General features: G+C 71.1%; 17 protein-coding genes. 11 read left to right on the forward strand and 6 right to left on the reverse strand.

Features of this window, described 5'->3' with window-relative positions; all coding sequences use genetic code 11:
• Positions 1-363 precede the first annotated feature (363 nt).
• Complete coding sequence (locus tag WMF27_RS00490; RefSeq protein ID WP_437762240.1) at positions 364-1,020, reverse strand: ferritin-like domain-containing protein; 657 nt, start codon at positions 1,018-1,020, stop codon at positions 364-366.
• A gap of 79 nt (positions 1,021-1,099) precedes the next feature.
• Between WMF27_RS00490 and WMF27_RS00495 the strand changes: the two genes are divergently transcribed.
• The 3 genes from WMF27_RS00495 (at position 1,100) to WMF27_RS00505 (ending at position 3,565) form a co-directional block, all read left to right on the forward strand.
• Positions 1,100-2,083: a hypothetical protein gene (locus WMF27_RS00495; protein ID WP_437762239.1), complete on the forward strand. Its 984-nt coding sequence runs from the start codon at positions 1,100-1,102 to the stop codon at positions 2,081-2,083.
• 65 nt (positions 2,084-2,148) lie between these two features.
• Complete coding sequence (locus WMF27_RS00500) at positions 2,149-2,967, forward strand: MOSC domain-containing protein (protein ID WP_437762238.1); 819 nt, start codon at positions 2,149-2,151, stop codon at positions 2,965-2,967.
• A gap of 121 nt (positions 2,968-3,088) precedes the next feature.
• A complete protein-coding gene (locus tag WMF27_RS00505; RefSeq protein ID WP_437762237.1) occupies positions 3,089-3,565 on the forward strand; it encodes a DUF2059 domain-containing protein in 477 nt (158 codons plus the stop codon).
• 32 nt (positions 3,566-3,597) lie between these two features.
• Here WMF27_RS00505 and WMF27_RS00510 read toward each other — a convergent pair whose 3' ends face one another.
• Entirely contained in the window at positions 3,598-3,825 is a 228-nt protein-coding gene (locus WMF27_RS00510) for an alpha/beta fold hydrolase (protein ID WP_437762236.1), read from the reverse strand.
• Positions 3,826-4,236: 411 nt separating this feature from the next.
• On the opposite strand from WMF27_RS00510, the gene WMF27_RS00515 reads away from it, so the two are divergent.
• The 3 genes from WMF27_RS00515 to WMF27_RS00525 all read left to right on the forward strand — a co-directional run bounded on the left by WMF27_RS00515 (position 4,237) and on the right by WMF27_RS00525 (position 7,003).
• On the forward strand, positions 4,237-4,611 hold the full coding sequence (locus WMF27_RS00515) for a hypothetical protein (RefSeq protein WP_437762235.1): 375 nt from the start codon (positions 4,237-4,239) through the stop codon (positions 4,609-4,611).
• A 524-nt stretch (positions 4,612-5,135) separates the two neighbouring features.
• On the forward strand, positions 5,136-6,830 hold the full coding sequence (locus WMF27_RS00520) for an amidase (protein ID WP_437943698.1): 1,695 nt from the start codon (positions 5,136-5,138) through the stop codon (positions 6,828-6,830).
• Positions 6,830-7,003, forward strand: coding sequence for a hypothetical protein (locus tag WMF27_RS00525; protein ID WP_437943699.1), 174 nt, complete (start codon positions 6,830-6,832; stop codon positions 7,001-7,003). Before WMF27_RS00520 ends, WMF27_RS00525 begins: the two co-directional genes overlap by 1 nt.
• 64 nt (positions 7,004-7,067) lie before the next feature.
• On the opposite strand, the gene WMF27_RS00530 is transcribed toward WMF27_RS00525, so the two are convergent.
• The 3 genes from WMF27_RS00530 to WMF27_RS00540 form a co-directional block, all read right to left on the reverse strand.
• Positions 7,068-7,481 (reverse strand): PilZ domain-containing protein, encoded by a 414-nt coding sequence (locus WMF27_RS00530; protein ID WP_437762232.1) that lies wholly within the window; start codon positions 7,479-7,481, stop codon positions 7,068-7,070.
• Between the two features lie 236 nt (positions 7,482-7,717).
• Entirely contained in the window at positions 7,718-11,818 is a 4,101-nt protein-coding gene (locus WMF27_RS00535; RefSeq protein WP_437943700.1) for a hypothetical protein, read from the reverse strand.
• On the reverse strand, positions 11,815-13,518 hold the full coding sequence (locus tag WMF27_RS00540) for an OmpA family protein (RefSeq protein WP_437943701.1): 1,704 nt from the start codon (positions 13,516-13,518) through the stop codon (positions 11,815-11,817). The genes WMF27_RS00535 and WMF27_RS00540 overlap by 4 nt, the downstream gene beginning before the upstream one ends.
• Positions 13,519-14,450: 932 nt before the next feature.
• On the opposite strand from WMF27_RS00540, the gene WMF27_RS00545 reads away from it, so the two are divergent.
• Positions 14,451-15,668 carry a cytochrome P450 gene (locus tag WMF27_RS00545; protein WP_437943702.1) on the forward strand — a complete coding sequence of 406 codons (1,218 nt, stop codon included), beginning with the start codon at positions 14,451-14,453 and terminating at the stop codon, positions 15,666-15,668.
• Between the two features lie 30 nt (positions 15,669-15,698).
• On the opposite strand, the gene WMF27_RS00550 is transcribed toward WMF27_RS00545, so the two are convergent.
• Positions 15,699-16,217, reverse strand: a complete 519-nt coding sequence (locus WMF27_RS00550; RefSeq protein WP_437944565.1) for a MarR family winged helix-turn-helix transcriptional regulator — start codon at positions 16,215-16,217, stop codon at positions 15,699-15,701.
• Between WMF27_RS00550 and WMF27_RS00555 the strand changes: the two genes are divergently transcribed.
• From WMF27_RS00555 to WMF27_RS00570, 4 genes are all read left to right on the forward strand, one after another.
• Positions 16,216-17,766 (forward strand): FAD-dependent oxidoreductase, encoded by a 1,551-nt coding sequence (locus tag WMF27_RS00555; RefSeq protein ID WP_437943703.1) that lies wholly within the window; start codon positions 16,216-16,218, stop codon positions 17,764-17,766. The two genes, WMF27_RS00550 and WMF27_RS00555, sit on opposite strands and share 2 nt — an antisense overlap.
• Before the next feature lie 286 nt (positions 17,767-18,052).
• Positions 18,053-19,054 carry a universal stress protein gene (locus tag WMF27_RS00560; protein WP_437943704.1) on the forward strand — a complete coding sequence of 334 codons (1,002 nt, stop codon included), beginning with the start codon at positions 18,053-18,055 and terminating at the stop codon, positions 19,052-19,054.
• Between the two features lie 163 nt (positions 19,055-19,217).
• A complete protein-coding gene (locus WMF27_RS00565; protein WP_437943705.1) occupies positions 19,218-21,032 on the forward strand; it encodes an SLC13 family permease in 1,815 nt (604 codons plus the stop codon).
• 112 nt (positions 21,033-21,144) lie between these two features.
• A complete protein-coding gene (locus tag WMF27_RS00570) occupies positions 21,145-22,836 on the forward strand; it encodes a glycoside hydrolase family 43 protein (RefSeq protein WP_437943706.1) in 1,692 nt (563 codons plus the stop codon).
• The last annotated feature ends 10 nt before the right edge of the window (positions 22,837-22,846 follow it).

Below are 22,846 nucleotides of genomic sequence, written 5' to 3' on the forward strand. Positions count from 1 at the left end.
AGCTGGCCGCCTCTCGCCGCGAGGAAACCTCGCGACAAGGCGGCAACTTCGGTATCTGGAGGGTGCATGGATTCGATGGCTTTCGCATGTCGGGCCATCCCGCATATAGGCCTCGGAACAGCGACCGACGCAGAGACCGCCGTGTCCGGAACGCGCCTCGCGGACAGCCGGGACGCCGCGAGGCATGCGCGAACGCCCCGCCCGAACGGCTGCTCCCGCCCTGGTCGCTCTCTCTGCGTGACAGCGCGACTCCACGACACGCTAGCTCGCGATCGACGCCCGGACATCGACGGTCAGATCGACGAACCGCATCGGAGCGGCTGGATCGAGCAGCTGGCGGTCCGCCAGGACCGCGCCTGAACACTAGCACCCAGGCGCGCGGCAGATACCCATCTTCAGGCGGGCGATCTCCTGGAGCTCCTCGGCGATCTCGAGCGTGCGCATCGCGGCGGCGCGCGCGAGCGCCTGGGCCTCCTCGGTGACCGCGAGCCGCGTGAGGAGCCGCCGGCCCATCTCGTGGTGATGGCCCTCGTCCGGCTGGATGACCTCGCGGTAAAGGCGCGCGGTCTCGGCGTCGCCTTGCGACTCGCAGTAATCGATGAACGCCTGGTTGTGCACCTTCGCGAGCGCCTCCCGCGTGAACTGGCCCGCTGCGACGCGCTCGACCGTGGAGCCGAGCCCCTTCAGGTACCCGAACATCGGCGTGGGCGGCCCGAACTTCGCCGGGATCGCGGCGGGGTCGACGCCGAGCGCGCGGAGCCGCTCGGCGACGAGCCGGTAGTGCCTCGCCTCGTCGCCGCACTGGCGGGCGAGGGCGAGCTTCACCTCCACGTCGGTCTCGGTGGTGAGCCAGAGCGCAGCCTCCTCGGTCGCCTCGAGCTCCTTCTTGAGCGCGGTCGCGAGCAGCGCCGGGATGCCGACGCCGCTCGCCGGCTCCGCCGCGCGGGCCACTGCGCCGATGTGGGCGAGGCGCTCACCGACCTTGCGGTCGAGCTCGTCGAGGAATTCCTCTGGCTTCATGCGGGGCATGATGGGCGCGCCCCGTGCGGCGGGTCAAGAGGCCGCGCTTCCGGCGGCCAGGTGGGTGTACCCTCCTCGAATGGCCTGGTGCTTCCTGCCGTCGTGGATCGATCTCGAGTCGGTCTCGATCTCGTTCGACCTCCCCGCTCGCACCGTCCTCAGGCGCACCGGAATCGCCGAGCTCGCCACGTCGAGCGCGACGGCGCTCCGCCTGACGCTCGCGCCGACGCTCCTCCGGATCACCTTCGAGCCGTACCTCGTCATCGACCTGCCGCCGCCGCTCGGCGACATGGGGCTCCAGCAGGTCGAGTACGACTTCCGTTCAGGCGCGATGACGCCCAACGTCTTTTACACGGGAGGGCTCGTCCGGGTCGGAAAGGGATCGGCGGAGGACGAGGCGCGCGCCTTCATGCGCGGACTGGTCACGTCGACGCCCATGGCCGTGCCCCCGTACGACCCCACCAGCGACCCCGATCTCGTCGTGACGGTGCGTCAGGTGCTCTCGAACCTCGAGGCCGGCAGCAGCACGGCCGTGCGGGGCGCCCGCTTGTCTGCGCGGCTGACGCTGCACCAGGAGCTCGCGGGCGGGGTGGGCTCGGACGGGTTCCGCATCCCGGCCGGCGCGACCATCGCGGCCAGCGTCGATATCGAGGGCACACGGCAGGAGATCGAGACCGCGCCGCGCGTGCAGCGCATCGAGGTCGACTGCTCCTCGGCGGTGCTCCACAAGGGGGGAGTCGACCAGGCCGACGTCCGTCGCTTCGTCGTGAAGCGCGGCGGCGAGATCGCCGTCGAGCGGGTCGAGCCGCTCGGCGCGGCAGGCCAGGCAGCGGGCGCCGAGTCGCTCGTGCGGCTGTTCGGCGCCCTGGTCGCGGGCGGCGGCGTCGCGCTCGACCCGCAGCGCCTCGGGCCGAGCGTCGTGGAAGGGCTCGTCAAGGAAGAGATCGCGCGCGCCCTGCGCCCCGCGCTCGTCGACTGGGTGCAGCAGAACGCCGACGTCGTCGTGGGGATGGACCTGCGGCAGGTGCTCGGGATACCGGCGGAGGGAGGCGCCGTGGCATGACGACGGGGAGCGCGAGCGCTCGGAACGTGCGCGCCGCGCTTCGGAGGGGTGGTATAAGCTCCGCAATGCGACTCTCCGCGATCCACATCTATCCTGTCAAAGGTTGCCGGGGCCTCGCGGTCGACGCGGCCGCCGTCGACGCGCTCGGGCTCGCGGGCGATCGGCGGTTCATGATCGTCGACCCCGAGGGAAAGCCCCTCACGCAGCGCCCGCTGCCGCGCATGGCGCTCATCGAGACGCAGCTCTCCGAGAGCGCGCTCACGCTCGGCTTCGCCGGCCGGCCGTCGATCTCCGTGCCGCGCAGGGCCGAGGGCGCGCGCCTGCTCACGGTCGAGGTCTGGAGCAGCAGCGGCCTCCTGGCCGAGGATTGCGGCGACGAAGCCGCCGCGTGGCTCAGCGGCGTCCTGGATCACCCGGGGCGGCTCGTCCGCATCGGCGAGGCGTTCCGGCGGCCCGTCCTCAAGGCCTCGGTCGCAGGCCCCGAAGACGTCGTGTCGTTCGCCGACGAGTTCCCGCTGCTCGTGATCTCCGAGGCCTCCCTCGCCGATCTGAACGCTCACCTCGAGGGCCAGGGCGCCGCGCCGTTGCCGATGGATCGCTTCCGGCCCAACCTCGTCGTGAGCGGCTGCGCTGCCTTCGACGAGGACCGGTGGGGCCGCGTCCGCATCGGAGATCTCGTGCTCCGCGCCGGCGGCCCGTGCGCCCGCTGCGTCGTCACCACGACCGACCAGCGCACCGCAGAGCGCGGCCCGGAGCCGCTCCGCACGCTGGCCACGTACCGGCGCGACGCGCAGAAGCCCAGCGACGTGAACTTCGGACAGAACTACATCCAGGAGACGAAAGCCGGCACGTTGCGCGTGGGGGACGAGGTGACGGTCGTGTGACCGAGCGCCCGAACGGCGCCTGCGTGGCGGCTCTTCGGGTGTCGCGGCGGCTCCGGGGAGGGGACGCGGCTGGCCTGCCTGCGCGGCGCGGAGCGCGGCGTGGTCGTGATACAAAGGGCCCATGAAAAAGCACGCGCTTCGTTCATGGATCGTCTCGCTCGCCGTTGTGACCCTGCTCTCCTTCGTGTCGCTCGGGAGCGCGTACGCCGGAGAGGCGGAGAAGAAGCTCGCCCTGGAGCTCACGCACCTCGTGATGCCGAAGGACGTCTACAACGCGCTCCTCGATCAGCTGATGACCAACATGGGAGCTTCGATGCAGCAAGCGGGCGCGAAGATCTCGGCCAGGGACGCCAGCAAGTTGAAGGCGGTGGTCGCCGAGGTGCTGCCGTACGACGAGCTCGTCCAGTGGAACGTCGAGATCTATGCGGGGAAGTTCACCGCCGATGAGCTGAAGGAGCTCATCAAGTTCTACGGCACGCCGGTCGGAAAGAAGGCCGCGAAGCTCCTCCCGGAGATCAGCGGGGAGGTGGGGAAGAAGGTCGGGACGGTCATCGTCCAGCGGATGCCGGCGGCGATGAAGAAGGCCGGGATCCAGTAGAGGGCGCGGCGCTCGGCGGTGCGCTCTGCGCGCTACCGCCTCTGGGCCAGGAAGCCGGCGATGGCGTCGAGCAGCGCCCGCGGCTCGTCGGCGCGCACCCAGCGGCTGCTGCGCTCCAAGATACGTAGGACCGCGCCCGGGATGAGCCGCGCTATCTCCTCCGAGAGATCGGGTGGGCAGATCCAGTCGTGTCGGCCGGCGATGACGAGCGTGGGCACCGCGATCTCGGGGAGGCGCGGCGTGAAATCGAATCTCCGCACGAACCCCTCCAGGCCGACGTTCCACGCGTCGACGTTGTAGATGGTGCGCGCGCGGGCCCCGGCCGCCTTCTGTGGATCGAAGGTGGTCGAGCAGAGCGGCCCCAGGATCTGGAGGAGGTCGGCGAACCGCTCGTCGCTCTCGATCTCGCCGGCCCAGAGGCGTTCGCACGCCGCTCTCTGCTGCTCCGTGCCGCGCTCCGCGACGATCCGCTTCGCCCGGTCGATGAGGCAGAAGCAGCATGAGGGGCGGGCCAGGACCGAGGACTACGCGCTCTCGCCGCGAGGCGACGTGCAGTGGATTGACGGCCGCGCGCAGTCCCACCTCAGCGGTGGCCGCCTCGTGACCACGAACGGCGCGGCCTCACGTACGACGCGCGCGGCCGGCTCGCGAAGAAGGTGGAGGGCACCGCGGTGACCACCTACGCATGGAGCGCGCTCGGCCTGCTCTCGGGCATGACGCTGCCCGACGGCACACGGCTGGAGTTCGTCTACGATGGGTTCGCGCGGCGGATCGAGAAGCGCGTGCTGCAGCGGGACGCGGCGATGGCGCGGCACCGCTACCGCTGGGATGGCGAGGACCTCCTGGAGGAGATGGTGGAGCGCGAGGCGAGCGCCACAGGCGCATCCGCGCCGTTCACGCTGGTGGCGCGCTCCCGGTCGGCGGGCGTGCGTACGCCTGGCCCGACGAGGAGCGCCGAGCGAGCCACCTGCCGATCGGCTGCCATCATTCGTCGGGGTCCTGGAGGCGCCTTCGAACAGATTCAATCTACGCGGAGACATCTCTGATGCTGCTGTGCAGGTATCTGTGGACGGGGATGCCGTCTGGCTCGTCGAGGCGTGCGGCATTCAGCGAATGTCCCGCCGCGTGTCCAGCGTGTCGGACGTGCTGGCCATCGCAGATCGCTTCAGATAGAGATGGCTCGGATGCGGAGATTCAGCGCCGCACCGATCGCGTGACCGGAATGACTCCCGGCGTCTTCGGAGGCGCCGGTGAGAACAACGATTGGGGGCGGACGTGAAACCTCGATTCAGCCATCCCCTTCTCGGAACCATCGAGAAAGGTACGTTCAACCCCCAGCTCCGATCCATCTGCGGGGCCAAGCAGCTCACGGCCTCCCTGGCGCAGCTGAACGAGGTGGCGGAAAGGCTCGAGCCGTGGCGTGCTGCGAACTTCGAGCTGCGTGGATCGACGAGGAACGACGACCGATCCCGCCACCGACGACACGCAGCTACGGCGTGATCTCGCGGACTCGCGGAGCACCCTGACCATGAGCGCCGCGCTGCCCGCCCCGTCGAGTAAGCTGCGCCGCATGAAGGTCCCCCGACTCACCGGCCGCGCGCTCACCGCGGCGCGCCTCGCCGCGGAGGCGCCCGGATCCTCCGCCGCGCTCCGGGAAGTGATGAAGCGCAGCCTGGGCATCGATCGCCTCGCCTCGCTTCCGGACGCCTTCCGTGACGACGTCCCCGCCGAGGCGCGCCCCCTCCAGGCCGCGCCGCCGCGGCGCTGGGAGGACGCCGGGCTCGGCGCGCCCCCCGTCCGCGACTGGCCCAGGCCCTCGGTGGCCTACGCCGCGGCCTACCGCAAGGGCGCCACCACCCCGCTCCGCGTCGCCGAGCGCGCGCTCTCGGCGCTCGAGGCGCTCGCCGCCGAGCGCCCGTGCATGAACATCGCCGTCGCCACCTCGCGCGAGGCGACGCTCAGGGACGCCGACGCGTCGACCGCGCGCCACGCCGCGGGGCGGCCGCGCGGCCTGCTCGACGGCGTGCCCCTGCTCGTCAAGGACGAGTTCGACGTCGAGGGCCTCCCGACCACGCTCGGCTCGCCCTGCGGCCCCCAGCCGCCCGCGCCGCGCGACGCCGCCGTGGTCGCCCGGCTCCGGCAGGCGGGCGCCGTGTTCCTCTGCAAGACCGTGCTCACCGAGTGGGGCATGTCGCCGATCGGCAACAGCGTCCACCAGCGCATGCCCCACAACCCGCACCACAAGGAGCGCGCCGCGGGCGGCTCCTCCACCGGCTCCGCCGTCGGCGTGGCGCTCGGGCTCGCGCCGCTCGCGGCCAGCGGCGACGGCGGCGGCTCCATCCGGGCGCCCGCCGCGCTGAACGGTGTCTTCGGCATCAAGCCGACCTTCGGCCGCGTCAGCCGCGCCGGCGACGGCTTCAAGGGCTCGGTCGCCCACGCCGGCCCGATCGCCTGCAGCACGGCCGATCTCGCGCGTTTCCTCGACGCCGTCGCCAGCGAGCCCGACCCCGACGACGACCTCACCGCATGGGCGCCCCCGCCGCCCCCCGGAGGCTTCGGCGCGCGCCTCGGCGCCGGCGTGCGCGGCCTGCGCATCGGCGTCGACGAGGCGGAGTGGCGCGACGCCTCCACCCCGGTCGCGAGCGTGTGCTGGGGGGCGCTTCGCGCGCTCGAGCGCGAGGGCGCGACCCTCGTGGACGTGAAGATCCCCCTCGCCAGGCACGCGGCCTCCATCGGCTACCTCATCATCGGCCCCGAGTCGCTCGCGGCGAACCAGCGCGCCTGGCGGGAGCAGCGCGACCTCATCAGCGAGGACCTGCGCGTCACCTTCAGCCTCCTCTCGGGCGTCACCGCGCTCGAGCAGATCGACGCCGCGCGGCTGCGCGCGGGCATGCGGCGCGAGGTGGCGCGCGCCCTCGCCGGCGTCGACGTCCTCGCGCTCCCGACGACGGCGATCACCGCGCCCCGCTACGCGCAGGCCGAGGAAGGCCGCGCCTTCCTGGATCCCGTCGCCCTCGACGGCATGTGCCGCTTCGCCTTCCTCGGCAACCTCACCGGCCTCCCCGCCGGCACGGCGCCCGTCGGCGTCGACGCCGAGCGCCTGCCCATCGGCCTGCAGATCCTCGGCGACGCGTGGGACGAAGCGGCCGTCCTCGCCGTCCTCGCCCACCTCGAGCGATCGGAGCTCGCGAGCGCGCGGCGCCCCCCGGGGGCGATCGATCTGCTCGAGGTACCCGATCCCATCGAGCCCAAGGAGAGGTCGTGATGAGCCAGAGCGCCGGAGGTCGTCCTCCCGACGTGAAGCCAGCGCCGGCGCCGTGGGCGCTGGCTGGCGATGCAACCGTCGTGATGCTCGAGCTCCCGGGGCGGCTGCTCCGGGAGCAGAGCTTCAGGGCCGAGTTCCCGGTCGCCGACGTCGAGCCCCACCGCGCGCTCTGATCTCGCACCGCGGGGAGCTGCCCCGCAGCGGCGTCAGGGCCGCTCGGTCGCTCGGTCGCGCAGATCAGCTGAGCGCGATCATCGCGGCCGTCGCCGCGTAGTCGACGCGCTGTGCGCGGTAGGGGTACGTCGGCGGGAAATGCTCGAGCGCCGCGCGGAGGCGCCGGATCGACGCCCTGTCGAGCGGGTCGAAGCGCAGGCCCACGGCGCGCCCCGGGTCGCCCAGCCGCCGGCCGTGGAGCGTGCGCGCGATCGTCGCCGTCGCGTCGATCCAGACGTTCGTGTCCGGGATCCGGAACGAGACGATCACCGGCTCACCCGTGAGCGGGCGGGCGCTCGTCAGCACGAGCATGCCGTCGATCGACAGGTCGATCGCCCGGGTCCCGAGCAGCCGGAAGCCCCGCTCGCGCACGGCCTGGCACTCCACGATCGCAGCGCGGCGCGTGGCGCGGCGCTCGCTGGCGAGCAGCATCTCCATGGTCGTTCTCCTTGGCGCGCCACGCTACGGAGGACGGCTACAGGTGGACAAGAAACTTACAACGTGGCGTCCCGTGCTTCGGCCGGTCCAGGACGAACGCTGGTTGTTGAGGAGCGGGTAGGGGGGATGTCGGCGCCCCTGAGGGCGCTCGCGGCGAGAGGCGCCCGCGGCCGCTGGGGGGCGCCGCCCCGCCAGGAAGGCGGGGCGGCGTGCGGCCGTGGGCCTCTATCCGCCGGTCAGCGGCCCGCGCGGCGCCGGCGCAGGGCGAGGCCGGCGAGGGCGGCGAGCATGGGCAGGAGCGCGGCGGCGCCGCGGGTGCTCCCCGCGGGCGTGGGCCGCGCGGCGCAGAAGCCGTTGCCCTCGGCGAAGATGCCGGTCGGGTCGTTCTCGCTCTCGGGCGCGCAGGTGCCCGCCGTGCTGTCGGTCGAGCTGCACACCTCGCCGGACGGGCAGCTGTTGCCGTCGCTGCCGCGGCAGCCCTCCACGCAGGCGTGATCCTCGCAGATCATCCCGCTCGTCGCGCCGCCGCAGTCGCTGTCCTGCCTGCACGCCGGCTGATCGTCGTCGCCGTTGTTGGGATCGGTCTCGCCCTCGTCGATGGCGCCGTTGTGGTTCGCGTCCTCCACGCCGTCGGGCACGCCGCCGTCGTCCGTGTCCGGATCGAGCGGGTTCGTCCTCGTCGTGGGATCGGCGTCCGCGATGCAGGTCTTCGCGTCCGCGTTGGTCGCCGCGTTGTCGCAGGGCAGGCCGAGCTCGGTGCCGTCGAACAGCCCGTCGTCGTCGCTGTCGGGGTCGAGCGCGTTGATGAGGCCATCGCCGTCGTGGTCGTCGCTGAAGTTCGGCTCATCGCCGTCGATCACGCCGTCGTCGTCGCTGTCGGCGTCGTTCGGATCGGTCCCGATCGTCTCCTCGAGCGCGTCGCTCAGCCCGTCGCCGTCGGAGTCCACCGGCGGCACGTCGTCGGCGCCGTTGTTCGGATCGGTCTCGCCCTCGTCGATGGCTCCGTCGAGGTTGAAGTCCTCCAGGCCGTCGGGCACGCCGCCGTCGTCCGTGTCCGGATCGAGCGGGTCGGTCTTGGTCGCCCCTTCGTCGGCGTCGGGTCGGCAGTGGCCCGCCGCCGCGTCGGTGCCCTCGTTGTCGCAGGGCAGGCCGAGCTCGGTGCCGTCGAACAGCCCGTCGTTGTCGCTGTCGACGTCGAGCGCGTTGATGAGCCCGTCGCCGTCGGTGTCCTCGCCGGGCTTCGGCTCCTGGCCGTCGGGCACGCCGTCGTCGTCGCTGTCGGCGTCGTCCGGATCGGTCCCGATCATCTCCTCCACCGCGTCGGGCAACCCGTCGCCGTCGCGGTCCTCGCCCACCGCGTCGTCGTCGCCGTTGTTGGGATCGGTCTCGCCCTCGTCGATGGCGCCGTTGTGGTTCGCGTCCTCCACGCCGTCGGGCACGCCGCCGTCGTCCGTGTCCGGATCGAGCGGGTTCGTCTTCGTCGTGGGATCGGCGTCCGCGATGCAGGTCTCCGCGGCGGCGTCGGTGGCGGCGTTGTCGCAGGGCAGGCCGAGCTCGGTGCCGTCGAACAGCCCGTCGTCGTCGCTGTCGGGGTCGAGCGCGTTGATGAGGCCATCGCCGTCGTGGTCGTCGCTGAAGTTCGGCTCATCGCCGTCGATCACGCCGTCGTCGTCGCTGTCGGCGTCGTTCGGATCGGTCCCGATCGTCTCCTCGAGCGCGTCGCTCAGCCCGTCGCCGTCGGAGTCCACCGGCGGCACGTCGTCGGCGGGATCGTTCGGATCGATCTCGTCGCCATCGATGGCGCCGTCCAGGTTGGTGTCCTCGTTGCCGTCGCTCACGCCGCCGCCGTCGGTATCGGGGTTGACCGGCGACGTCTTGGTCGCCCCTTCGTCGGCGTCGGGGCGGCAGTGGCCCGCGGTGACGTCGGTGGCGGCGTTGTCGCAGGGCAGGCCGAGCTCGGTGCCGTCGAACAGCCCGTCGTCGTCGCTGTCGGGGTCGAGCGCGTTGATGAGCCCGTCGCCGTCCGTATCGTCGCTGAAGTTCGGCTCCTGCCCGTCGATCACGCCGTCGTCGTCGCTGTCGGCGTCGTTCGGATCGGTCCCGATCGTCTCCTCGAGCGCGTCGCTCAGCCCGTCGCCGTCGGAGTCCACCGGCGGCACGTCGTCGGCGCCGTTGTTCGGATCGGTCTCGCCCTCGTCGATGGCTCCGTCGAGGTTGAAGTCCTCCAGGCCGTCGGGCACGCCGCCGTCATCGGTGTCGGGGTCGAGCGGGTCGGTCTTGGTCGCCCCTTCGTCGGCGTCGGGGCGGCAGTGGCCCGCGGCCACGTTGGTGCCCGGACGATCGCAGGGCAGGCCGAGCTCGGTGCCGTCGTAGAGCCCGTCGTTGTCGCTGTCGGGGTCGAGCGCGTTGATGAGGCCGTCCTCGTCGGCGTCCTCGTTCCAGCGCGGCTCCTGCCCGTCGGGCACCCCGTCGTCGTCGCTGTCCGCGTCGTTCGGGTCGGTGCCGGCCTCGAGCTCGTCGGGATCGTCGATCCCGTCGTTGTCCGAGTCGCAGCCGTTGTTGATGACCCCGTCGCAGTCGTTGTCGAACGCGTCGCCGCAGACCTCGGCCCCCGAGGGCACGCACACGCAGGTGTTGGCGTCGGCGTCGCAGGTCGGCGACAGCGGCCCGCAGTGCGCGTCGGTGAGGCACTCGACGCACTCGTTCGGGGTCGCCTCCGTGTTGCAGTACGGCGTCGGCGCGGCGCACTGCGCGTTCGTCTCGCACGCCTCGATCTCGACGTCGGTCGGCGGGGTGCCGCCGGCCGGGCCGTTGCCGTCGGTCGGCGTCTCCTCGGACTGCGCGCCCTGCTGCCCGGCGGCGGTGATGACCGCCTGGTTGGAGATGAGCCCCGAGGCGCCGGCGTCGACCGTCACCCGGAAGGTGACCGTCGTCGCCCCGCCGGCGGCGATCGAGCCCCCCTCCGTCGCGTTCGCGCCCGTGCCGAGCCGCACGCGGACCGTCCCCGCGTCGTACTCGCCCTGGTCGTCGCCGGCCGCGTCCGTCTGCGGGCCCGCGCCGGCGCCCGCCGTGATCGAGAGCGAGCCCGGCACGTAGGTCACGCCCGCGGGCAGCTCATCGGCGAGCACCGTGTCGATCGACGCGTCGTTGCCGGTGTTGCGGACCTCGATCGTGTACTGGATCACGTCGCCCGGGAGCAGCGATCCGCCGTTCACATCGACGGCCGACTTCGTGGAGGTCGTGAAGTCCGGCTTGAACGTCGAGATCGACGTGACGAACCCGGCGAGGAAGTACAGGTCGTTGGTGCTCGACGCCACGATCGGCGCCGACTCCTGCCCCGGGGTCACCTTGGAGGTGATGTCGAGGACGTCGATGTCCATGCCGGCCATGGTGCCGGGAGTCCCCGCGAGCTGCGGCAGGTCTCCCACGGTCGACACCGGCGCGCCCAGGTACGAGCGCGTCCCGTTGAAGAAGTTGGTGTCCGGGTTCAGATCGTCGCCGAGGGCGTTCCCTCCGTTGAAGAAGAACTGGTCCCCCGGGATGGACGCATCTCCCTCGAACGTGACCATGCCGATCTTCGCGTCGTAGCCCGCAGTCGGCACCAGGAACCCCGAGAGGGTCGCCTCCTGCCTCCCTCCGCTAGGAACCGAGTCCAGCCCGTCGAAGAGCGCCAGATTGCGCGGCGGCTCCGAGGCGAGCTGATAGAACACGACAAGCCACCACCCGGCGAAGTGGTTGTTGAAGTCGCTGTTCACGAAGCTCGCGCTGTTCACCCCGCTCACCCGGTACGCGCCGGAGCCTCGCTCCTGCACGATCGCGGTGATGTCCGAGACCGACTGGTAGTAGGTCTGGGCCGAGCTGGTGGTGACGACCGAGCGCAGGGCGGTCAGGTTCTCGATGAAGCCGCCCGCGCCGGGCCGGTCCAGGGTGACCGCCGTGTCCGCGGGCTGAGTGTTCTGCTTGTGCGCGGCCCAGTAGAGGAAGGCGTGCGTCACCGTCGCGCCGTCCGGCACGGCAAGCACCGCGGAGCTGCGCGCCTGCTCGGCGGTGACGGTGGTGCGCGCCTCCGCCTGGCCCTCCGCGGGCGAGTCGGCGCGCCAGTAGATATCGGGCGCGCTGTCCTCGTCGAAGGTGCTGCCTGCACAGGCGGCGGTGCCCAGCGCGGGCCGGTCGATGTCCGCGGGGGCGCACTCGTAGCCGAGCGTGTTGCCGACCAGGAGGAAGTCTCCCCGCTGGTCGACCTGCACGCGCAGCGTGGGCGCGGCGTGCGCGACGCTGCCCTGCCCGCCCACGCAGGCGAGCCCGACAAGACTACCTAGGATCCAACGTCTCTTCACGGCGCCTCCTGCTGCTTCGGCTTCTTCTCGAGGATCTTGAACTGCACGCGGCGGTTCTTCTGGCGTCCCTCGTCGGTGTCGTTCTCCGCGATCGGGACGTCGGGCCCGTAGCCCTTCGACGCGAGCCGCTCGGCCTCGATGCCGCGCTGGACCAGCGCCTTCGTGACCGACTCGGCCCTCGCCTGGCTGAGCTTGATATTGTACGCGCGTCCGCCGCGCGGATCGGTGTGCCCCTGCACCTCGATCTTGGTGATCTCCGGGTGCTCCTTCAGCACACCTGCGACCTCGTCGAGGAGCTCGTCGCTCGCCTTCTTGATGGTCGCCTTGCCGGTGTCGAACTGCACCTGCTGGAGGATGACGATCTCCTGCTCGGTGACGCGCACCGCGACGGGGCAGCCGTTCTTCGCCGGATCCGGATCGGGCTTGCCCTTCTCGTCGGGGCAGGCGTCCTTGTCGTCTCGCACCGTGTCGCCGTCGCGGTCACCGGGGCAGCCGTTCGTCGCCGGATCCGAGGTGCGGATACCGGGGATGTCGGGGCAGGCGTCCTCCGCGTCGATCACGCCGTCGCCGTCCCTGTCGGGCGGCGGCGGGCAGCCGTGCTTCTTCGGATCCTCGTTCGCCGGGCCGGCCTCGTCCGGGCACGCGTCGACGTCGTCGGTGATGCCGTCCTTGTCGCGGTCCCCTGGCGGCGGGCAGCCGTGCTTCTTCGGGTCGTCGTTCGCGATGCCGGGCGTGTCCGGGCACGCGTCGACGCGATCGAGGATGCCGTCCTCGTCGCGATCGGACGGCGGGCAGCCGTTCTTCTTCGGATCCGGGTCGCCGACGCCGGGCACGTCCGGGCAGGCGTCCTTCTCGTTGACGATGCCGTCCTTGTCGCGGTCCGGGTCCGCGCGCCGGACCTCGGGCGAGTACGCGAGCATCGCGACGGCGCGGAAATCCGGGGTGCCGATGCCCGAGGTGAAGCCGGGGCCGGCGGCGACGCCGAGCTCGAAGTCGCGGAGCGTCGGCGCGAAGCGGTAGCGCAGGCCGAGCAGCGCCTCGACGTTCGTGTTCCGGGCCTCCGGGTCCTCCAGCACCGTCGAGACGGTCGCCTCGGGGCCGATCTGGAGCTGCTCCTCCGAGCCCAGCAGCAGGCCGACGCCCGCGCCGCCGTTGAACATCAGGCCCTGCCGCACCTGCGCGAACGTCTGCGCCGGGCGCAGATCGACGCCGGCCGCGGCCGACCAGACGAAGCCCGGGATCCGGCCGCCGGCGAGGATCTGCGGCAGGCCGCGGACCGAGTCCTCGCCCACGAACGAGCCGTCGCGGTCGCCGGTCGGCAACCACACGAAGCCGCCGACGGCGAGCTGGAACGGGTCGAAGTAATCGCCGAGGAGGCGCAGGCGCAGCCCGACCCGGAGATCGCCGAGCTGCACGTCGCTCGGCGACCTGAACGAGAGGCCCTCGGCCGCGGGGCTGTCACCCTGCTGCAGCACGGCGAGGGGCAGGTCGACGTTGACGTGCAGCCGGTCCCAGAGCGTGAGCGAGGAGTTCAGGTGCAGGAACAGCTGGTGGCCGACGATCGCGCCGAGGTTCTCGTCGCTGCCCTCCCGCGTGAGCACGAGCGGGTTGTGCGCGTAGTCGCCGAGCAGCATCACGTGCAGCGTCGCGCTGCCGTCCTGGTTCGGCGAGGCTGCGTACGGCGACGGCACACCGAACATCCGGTCGCCGGCGGGCGCGGGGCTGAAGCGGTTTAGGGCTAGGCCGCGCGCCGGTCCCGCTTCCTGAGCGGACGCTGGCGCGGCCCACGCCGCCGCGGCTAGGGCGGCGGCGCCGCAGATCCATCGAGGGGGCAAGGGGGCTCTCATGCGCAGGATCACCTTCGGTGCTTTGGGCGAGCGGCCGTCGACTGCTCCGGCGCGCAGGCAAGTTGGGGGAAACGCGGCGTGCTCGACGAGGAGGATCGGCGAGCATCCTCGAAATCCCGGGCCGTCTTATAGGCGTCGCAGGACGTTACAGGTGGACTTTTCGATGGGCGGCCGTCCGAATTCGGATCGGCCTCGACAGGGCGGCTCTCCTGCGAGCCGGCCTTCGCAGCGCGGCCTATGCAAGGCGTGTGCACGCCTCGCCGTCGCGTGGGGCGGGTGGTTCGTCGGGGATCTCGCGGCTCCAGCCGGCGCTGCGGCGGGCCGATTGAGGCCTGCAGACATCAGCTCTGCGGCCTCGGAGCGGCGGTGGCGACCGGGACCGAGCGGGGGCGCGCCGGCGCGCCCGGCCGGCGGGCTCTGCGGCGCTCGCGGCCCGGGCGCTGCGTCGCCGGAGGCCCGGGTTCACCGTGGGACCGAGCGTTCGTCCGGAGGGTGCCGCTGAATTGAAGGATACCAGGGTTCGAGCCGATCTTGCCAACGGCGGTGAACCTGGATCCTGGCGTGACGGCCGGCATCGGCGAGCGGAGCGCGTCGATCGGTGAGAGCGACTCGGCCTGCCCGCGTGACCGCGTCGGTGCTCGGGCGCCGCGTCCGTCCGGGTTGTGTCGACTGGCGCATTTCGCGCGGGAGGCGCGTTCCAGCGCTCCATCTCGTGGGTGCATCGATTACCATCGTCTCCGAAGGGCGGCTGCCACCGGCGACTCCAGACGACGGAGGTCTCGACGATGAACCTTTTCCCGGACGAGATGCGGCGGGATCCTTATCCCCTCTACGATCAGCTGCGGACCGGCTCTCCCGTGTTCCACGTCGCTCCGCTCGATCTCTGGATGGTCTTCGATTACGACGGGGTGAAGCGGGCGCTGACCGATCATGACGCCTTCAGCTCCGCGGTGACGCCTCCCACCGGCAAGGCGCCGGACTGGATCGTCTTCTCCGACCCGCCGCGCCACACGAAGCTTCGATCCATCGTCCTGCGGGCGTTCACGCCGCGCTCGATCGCGGGCCTGGAGCCGCGCATCCGGGAGCTGTCGCGCGATCTCCTGGATCCCTGGATCGAGCGCGGGGAGATGGACCTCGCGGCGGACTACGCAGGGCCGTTGCCCACGATGGTGATCGCGGAGATGCTCGGCATTCCCCCCGAGGACCGGGCGCGGCTGCTGCGCTGGAGCGAGGTGATAGCGAACCTCAGCCACGCGATCTCCGGCGGCGAGGAGGCGGCGAGGGCCGTGAGCGCGCACGCCGTGGTGAAGGAAGAGATGAAGGCGTATCTGGCGGACCTGATCGAGGCGCGCCGGCGGGCGCCGGCGGAGGATCTCTTGACCCGGCTCGTCGAGGCCGAGGTGGACGGCGAGCGGCTGACCGAGGGAGACATCCTGAGCTTCTTCCAGTTCCTGCTCGCGGCGGGCACCGAGACGACGACGAACCTGATCGACAACGCGATCTTGTGCTTCCTCGAGAGCCCGGCGGAGCTCTTCCGCCTCCGGGCGGCGCCCGAGCTCTTGCCCTCGGCGATCGAGGAGGTCCTGCGCCACCGCTCGCCGCTGCAGATGGTGTTCCGCGAGACGAGGCGCGCCGTCGAGGTGCACGGCCAGGTGATCCCGGCCGGGAAGCTGGTGCTGCCCGTGATCGGCTCCGCGAACCGGGATCCGCATCAATTCCACGACCCTGGCCGCTTCGACATCGGGCGCGACCCCAACCCGCACATCGCGTTCGGCCACGGCATCCACTTCTGCATCGGGGCGGCGCTGGCGCGCCTGGAGGCGCGGATCGCGCTGCCGGATCTCCTCTGCCGTCTGAAGGGCCTCCGGCGCGCGAGCGACGAGCCGTGGGAGCCGCGCAAGGCGATCATCGTGCACGGTCCGGCGCGCTTGCCGATCCGCTTCGAGCCGGGGTGGCGCGCCGCGGTGCAAGCCGCGGGGGCGCACACGCCGTGCCCCGGGTGAAGGCGGCGCCGCAAGAGGCCTGCGACCAACTCAGGTCCTGTCCGTTCCGCTTGACTGCGCCATCAAGTCGTCCACGAACCGGCGCATCAGGCGCACCAGGTCGCCGAAGTCCTCCTCACTCCACGTGGCGAGGATAGGGGCCGCAAGCCTCTGACGCGCGGCGTCCAAGGCGTCCGTCATCTGCCGCCCCTTGTCGGTGATCACCGCCTCATGGATGCGACGATCGGCCGCGCTCGGTCGGCGTTCGATCAGCCCCAGGCTCTCGAGCTTCGCGACCTGGCGGCTGACGGTCGTGTAATCGCGCCCGGCTCGGTTCGAGAGCTCGACCACGCCGATCGGCCCGAAGCGCTCGATCCCCACCAGCAGCCGGAAGAGGGCTTGATCCAGGGAGACGCCTGCCTCCGCGAGCAGCGCCTGATCGCGCTGCGGCTGGTTCATGAGCGCCGTCAGATCGACCATGGCTCCGTGGAGCTCACGGAGCTTCTTTTTTGTGATGCGTGTATTTTGCACAAATTTCCTTGACGCTCCGGAGGGCGCAGTTATATGCATGATACACATATCTGAAACGCGGTCCAAAAAAGCGGAGCTCGCTGTGGAATCTAATTCTTCGACGGACGTCCTGATCGTCGGTGCAGGTGCTGCTGGGTTGACCCTCGCCATTGAGCTCGCCCGTCGGGGCGTTGCGTTCCGGCTCATCGACAGGCAGGACGGGCCCTTTCGCGGCTCGCGCGGCAAGGGGATCCAGCCGCGCAGCCAGGAGGTGTTCGAGGATCTGGGCATCCTCGACCGCGTCGTTGCGACCGGCGGCCTGTACCCACCCCCGCGGGTAGTTCGCGACGACGGAGGCTACGAGGAGTCGCAGATGATGGAGCCTCAGGCCCCGACGCCTGGCGAGCCCTATCGCCTGCCGCTCCTCGTGCCTCAATTCCTGACCGAAGCCGCGATGCGCGAGCGTCTGGCGGAGCTCGGGAAGTACCCGGAGCTCGGCCGCGAGCTGAAGCGCTTCGAGCAGGACGGCGAGGGCGTGAGCGCCCGCATCGCCGGCCCGAGGGGCGAGGAGGCCGTCCGCGTCCGCTATCTCGTCGGAGCGGACGGCGGCCGCAGCGTCGTACGGCACGCGCTCGCGATCGGCTTTCCCGGCAAGACCCTGGGGGTGCGCGCGCTCGTCGCCGACGTCGTTCTGGATGGACTCAGCAGGGCCGCCTGGCATCGCTTCAACGAAGGGTCGATGGAAAAGCAGATATCGCTGTGCCCGCTCGTCGGCACCGACATGTTCCAGCTGCAGGCGCCGATTCCTCTCGAGGGCGACGTCGATCTCTCCGCGGAAGGCCTCACAGCGATGGTCACGAGCCGCCTGGGCCGAGGCGACATCGTGATCCGCTCGGTCTCCTGGGCCTCCGCCTACACCATGAACGCGCGCCTCGCCGACCGTTACCGGGACGGGCGCGTCTTCCTCGCCGGCGATGCCGCGCATATCCACCCGCCGACGGGCGGGCAGGGCCTCAATACGAGCGTGCAGGATGCCTACAACCTCGGCTGGAAGCTCGCCGCCGTCCTGGCAGGCGCGCCGGAGGCGCTGCTCGCGACCTACGAGGAGGAGCGCCGGCCGATCGCCGCGGAGACGCTCGGCCTGACGACGAAGCTCCTGGAGGCGGCGAAGCGAGGCGTCATGCGCCGCGGACGCGAGGTGCAGCAGCTCGATCTCGGATACCCGCAATCGTCGCTGGCCATGGAAAAGCCGAAGCGCAGCGGCGGCATCCTCGCGGGCAACCGAGCGCCGGACGCGCCCGTCCGCGGCGCGGCGGGGGTGCCGACACGGCTCTTCAAGCTCTTCCAGGGTCCGCATTGGACCTTGCTGGGTTACGGGTCGGACCGGCTCTCGGCCGTCGAGCCGCGCCCCGGACTTCACATCCACGCCGTCGGGCCGCGCGGCGACATCGTCGATGATGGCGGCCATCTCCGCGCCGCTTATGGCGTGTCGCTCGGCGACTGGGTGCTCGTCCGGCCGGACGGATATATCGGCGCCATCGTGTCGTCCGATCATGCTCCCGCGCTGGAAGCCTACCTTGCCAGCGTCGGCCTCCCCTCACGGGGATGACAAGGGCGAGAGCGCGCTCTCGCCACGCCGCGAGCAGGGGAGTTCACCGAGCCAGCGGCGCGGCCGCTCGCGTCAGGGGAGACGGAACATCGACCAGGGCACCTGGACGCCACTACCACCGCTCTGGCGCGATCGAGCTCCCGCGCCACATCGAGCGCAATCCTTACGTGGCGTGGTGCATCTTCCGCGTCTTCGGTGCCTCGCAGGCCCTCAGCGGCACGTGCGCCCTGCGCAGGGCGGGCCGCGATGCCTGGCCCGCAGCTTGCTATGTTTGCGCGACCAGCCGATGCGCCGCACCAACGCCATGCCCACGACGCCGCCCAGCTCGCCCGCCCAGGCGGAGCCGGCCCCCCTGCTCGACGGCCGCACGGCGGGCACGCCGCGCCGCGAGGCTCGCCTCGGCGACGTCCTCGCTGCGACCGATTTCTCGCCGGGCGCCCTCGCGGCGATCGAGCGCGCCGCGCGCCTCCCCCTCTCGGCGGGCAGCACCTTGCACCTCGTTCACGTGCTGCCAGCGCCCGCCTCGCCCGCGGAGGGCGAGAGCGCGGAGCAGGCCGCGCGTCGCTCGCTCGACGAGATCGCGGCCCGCGCCCTCGACGTCGCCCGAGGCGCGGGGAACGCAGGTCTGCAGGTCGCCCCGAGCGTGCTCGTCGGCAGAGCGTTCGTCGAGATCATCCGCCATGCGCGCAGCCGCGGCGCGGAGCTGATCGTCCTCGGCAGGCACGGGGAGCGCCCGTTCCTCGATCTCCTGCTCGGGTCGACGGCCGAGCTCACCATCCGTCACGCGGACACTCCCGTGCTCGTCGTACAGGGACCCCCCGCGGGCGCCTACAGCCGGCCGCTGCTCGCCGTCGAGCTCTCGGACGTCGCGCTTCGGAGCGCCGCGCTCGCGACGAAGGTCATCGACCCCGAGGTGAGCCGCATCCGGGCGATCCACGCCTACCACGTGCCCTTCGAGGACAGGATGGCGCTCGCCCTCCCCTCGCTGGAGTTCGCGGCCTACAAGGCGCGATACCATGACGACGCGCGCGCCGGCCTCAGGCGCCTCCTCGACTCGTTCGACGGGCTCGGCGTGACATGGGAGTCGTCGGTCCGGCGCGGCGACGCGAGGCGCGCGATCGTCCGCGAAGCCGGGCGATGGAAGGCCGATCTCATCATCATGGGCACGCACGGGCGCTCGGGGATCTCGCGCGCTCTCCTGGGCAGCGTGGCCGAATCCGTCATGCGCTCGGCGCCGTGCGACGTGCTGGTCGCGCGCCCCTCCACGTTCGTGCTGGAGCTGCCCTGAGCGGCGCGGCAGCGAAGCATGCTCCGGCGGCGCCTGGAAACGCGCGTCGACTCGACCCGCCGAGGGCAAGACGGCGTGAGCGCCGGTGAGACGATAGGGGGTTGGCTCTGCGGCCCCTTCGGATAGGCTGCGCCGTCGCATGATGCCGGAAGCTGCCCTCACGTTGGCCATCCTCGGAGTTACGATCGTCCTGTTCGTGAGCGATCGCCTGCGGCTCGACGTCGTGGCGATGATGTCCTTGCTCGCGCTCACCCTCTCCGGCGTCACCACGGTCTCGGAAGCGCTCGCCGGGTTCAGCAACCCGGCCGTGCTCATGATAGCGGGCCTGTTCATCGTGGGGGCCGCGCTGACGGACACCGGCGTCGCCGACTGGCTGGGCCACCGCCTCGAGCGCGTCGCGGGATCGGGAGAGGCGAGGGTGATGGTGGTCGTGATGGGGGCGACGGCGCTCCTGTCCGCCTTCATGAGCTCCACAGGGACCGTGGCGATCCTCCTGCCGGTGGTCGGGACCCTCGCGCTGAAGCGCGGAATTGCGCCCGCGAGGCTCCTCATGCCCATGGCGTTCGCCGCGCACCTCGGGAGCAACCTTACGCTCATCAGCACGCCGCCGAACCTCCTCGTGAGCGACACCCTCCGTGAGGCGGGGCGCGAGCCATTTCGATTCTTCAGCTTCCTCGTCCCCGGCCTCGCCGTGCTCGTGATCGGCGTGGCCTACCTCGTGTCGTTCGGTCGTCGCATGCTCCCTGGCAAGGCGGACGCGGCGGACGCGGGCGCGCCGCGCTCGCTCACGCTGAACGATCTCGCGATGGACTACGCGCTCGACACGTCGCTGCGCGTCTTGCGCGTCGTTGCCCGCTCGAAGCTCGCCGGCCTCACGCTCGGCGCCGCGAACCTCCGCGCCGAGTTCGGCGTGACCGTGGTGGGGATCGCGCACGCCGGGCCTCGTGGCCCCTCGGCCAAGCGCGTCGTCCCGCAAGCCGTGTTCGTCGTGGGCGACGAGCTGCGCGTGCTCGGGAGCGACAGCGCGATCGCCGCGCTCGCAGAGCGCTTCGGGCTCGAAGCGCTCCCGGAGCGCCCCGTCTTCTCGCTGCCCGACGAAGAGTCCATGTGTGAAGTCGTGCTCCCGCGGCGCTCCCGGCTGGCGGGACAGACCCTGCGGGAAGCCAAGTTCCGCGATCGCTACCGCGCGAACGTGCTCGCGATCCGCCGAGGCGGAGGATCGCTGCCGGTGTTCCATGCGACGCCCGAGCTGCGCGATCTCAAGCTCCGCGCCGGCGATACGCTCCTCGTGAAAGGGCGGCAGAAGCACCTGAGGAACCTCCGCGACGAGCGGCGGGATCTCGTGCTCGTCGCCGAGCCCGACGCGCCGAGCGCCGTGTTCGTCGATCGCAAGCGCGCCCTCGCTGCCGTGGGGGTCACCCTGGGTATGCTCGTCATCATGGCGTTCGGGTGGCTGCCCAACGTGGTCGCCGTGCTGCTCGCCGCGGTCCTCCTGGTGCTCGCGCGGTGCGTGCGCCCGGCGGACGCCTACCGCGCCGTGAACTGGGAGAGCGTCGTGCTCATCGCCGGGATGATCCCCGTCTGCACGGCGCTCGAGCGCACCGCGGCGATGGGGGCCGCCGTGTCCGCGGTCGAGGGGCTCCTCACGGGGGCGCGGCCCACGGTGGTCCTCGGTCTGCTCGTCCTCTTCACCTCGGCCCTCGGGATGGTCCTCTCCAACACCACGACGGCCTTGCTCGTGGCTCCCCTCGCGGTTCGTCTGGCCGGCGCGCTGGGCCTCGCGCCAGAGCCATTGCTCATCGGCGTCGCGTTCGCGTCTTCCGCGGCGTTCGCCACGCCGATCGCGTCTCCGGTGAACGTCCTGGTGATCGCGCCAGGCGGCTATCGCTTCAACGATTTCACGCGCGTCGGGCTGCCGCTGCAGCTCCTGGTGCTCGCGACCACCGTCATCGTCGTCCCGCTCGTGTGGGGCTTCTGAGCGCGGGGATTCGCCCTGGATATCCTCGAATCGTTTCACTTTTCCTTCCCCCCGTTCCTCGATATCCTCGGCGCGATCGTCCTCTGGACCCTCGCCGGCGAGCCAGTCATCCATGCCTGATGCCGTCATCCGCAATCCGATCCTGCCGGGCTTCAACCCCGATCCGTCCATCGTCCGCGTCGGCGACGACTACTACGTCGCGACGTCGACCTTCGAGTGGTACCCCGGCGTGCAGATCCACCACTCGCGCGACCTCGTGCACTGGCGTCTGCTCTCGCGTCCGCTCAACCGCGCGAGCCAGTTGAACCTGCTTGGCGACGGCGATTCGTGCGGCGTCTGGGCGCCGTGCCTGACGTATGCGGATGGCCTGTTCTGGTTGATCTACACCGACGTGAAGCGCTACGGCCGGACCAGCGTCGGCGGCGCGTCCGGCGCGTCCATGCGCGACTTCCACAACTACCTGGTGACCAGCCTCACCATCGACGGCGAGTGGTCGGATCCCGTTCATCTCAACTCGAGCGGCTTCGACCCCTCGCTGTTCCACGACGACGACGGCCGCAAGTACCTGAGCAACATGCTGTGGGACCACCGGCCCGGCCGCAATCGCTTTGCCGGCATCGTGCTCCAGGAGTACTCGCACGCCGAGCGCAAGCTCATCGGGCCTGTCACGAACATCTTCAAAGGCACGCCGATCGGCTACACCGAAGGACCGCACATCTACAAGCGCGGCGGCTACTACTATCTGATCACCGCCGAGGGCGGCACGTACCAGGGCCACGCCGTCACCATGGCGCGCTCCCGTCACCTCACCGGCCCGTACGAGCTGCACCCCGAGACGTACATCCTGACCTCGCGCGCTCGCGCCGACGTCGCGCTGCAGCGCGCGGGCCACGCTGACCTTTGCGATACGCCGTCGGGCGACGTGTACATGGTCCACCTGTGCAGCCGTCCCATCCCGAACCGCGGGCGCTCGACGCTCGGCCGCGAGACCGCGATCCAGAGGATGGTCTGGTCGGACGACGGCTGGCTTCGCACGGCCGATGGTGAAAGTGTCCCGCGCGTCGAGGTCCCAGCCCCCGGCCTGCCCGCGCATCCCTTCCCCGCCCCGGCCGCGCGCGAGGACTTCGATTCACCGCAGCTGCCGATCGACTTCCAGTGGCTGCGCTCGCCCTACCCCGACGAGCTGTTCAGCCTCACCGCACGTCCGGGTCATCTCCGGCTCTACGGCCGCGAGACGCTCGGCAGCCTGTTCCGCCAGTCGCTCGTCGCACGCCGCCAGCAGGCGCACTGCTACACCGCGGTCACGTCGGTCGACTTCGCGCCCGAGGCGTATCAGCAGATGGCCGGGCTCATCTGCTACTACAACGCGAGCAAGTTCCATTACCTGCACATCTCGCACGATGAGACGGTCGGGCGGTATATCCGGATCATGTCGGCGATTCCGGATGGGGTCATGGCGGACGCCTTCACCGCACCCGTCCCCATCCCGGGCACCGCGCCCGTGCACCTGCGCGCCGAGCTCGACCACGATCGGCTCTACTTCGCCTACAGCCTCGACGGTACGGACTGGAGCTGGTTCCCGGAGCACCTGGACGCCAGCATCCTCTCGGACGAGGCCTCCGCGCCAGGCCTTCCCAACTTCACCGGTGCGTTCGTCGGCATGGCGTGCCAAGACATGTCGGGTACCGCGCGCCCAGCCGATTTCGACTACTTCGAGTACCGCGAGCGCGAGTACCTGATCGACCCCAGGCGCCCGCAGCGTCACTTTCCCACGAGGGAGGCGGGTAAGGAACCTCGTTGTTGACCCGGGGCGC

This window comes from Sorangium sp. So ce281 (assembly GCF_051527395.1).
GTDB classification, from domain to species: domain Bacteria; phylum Myxococcota_A; class Polyangia; order Polyangiales; family Polyangiaceae; genus Sorangium; species Sorangium cellulosum_B.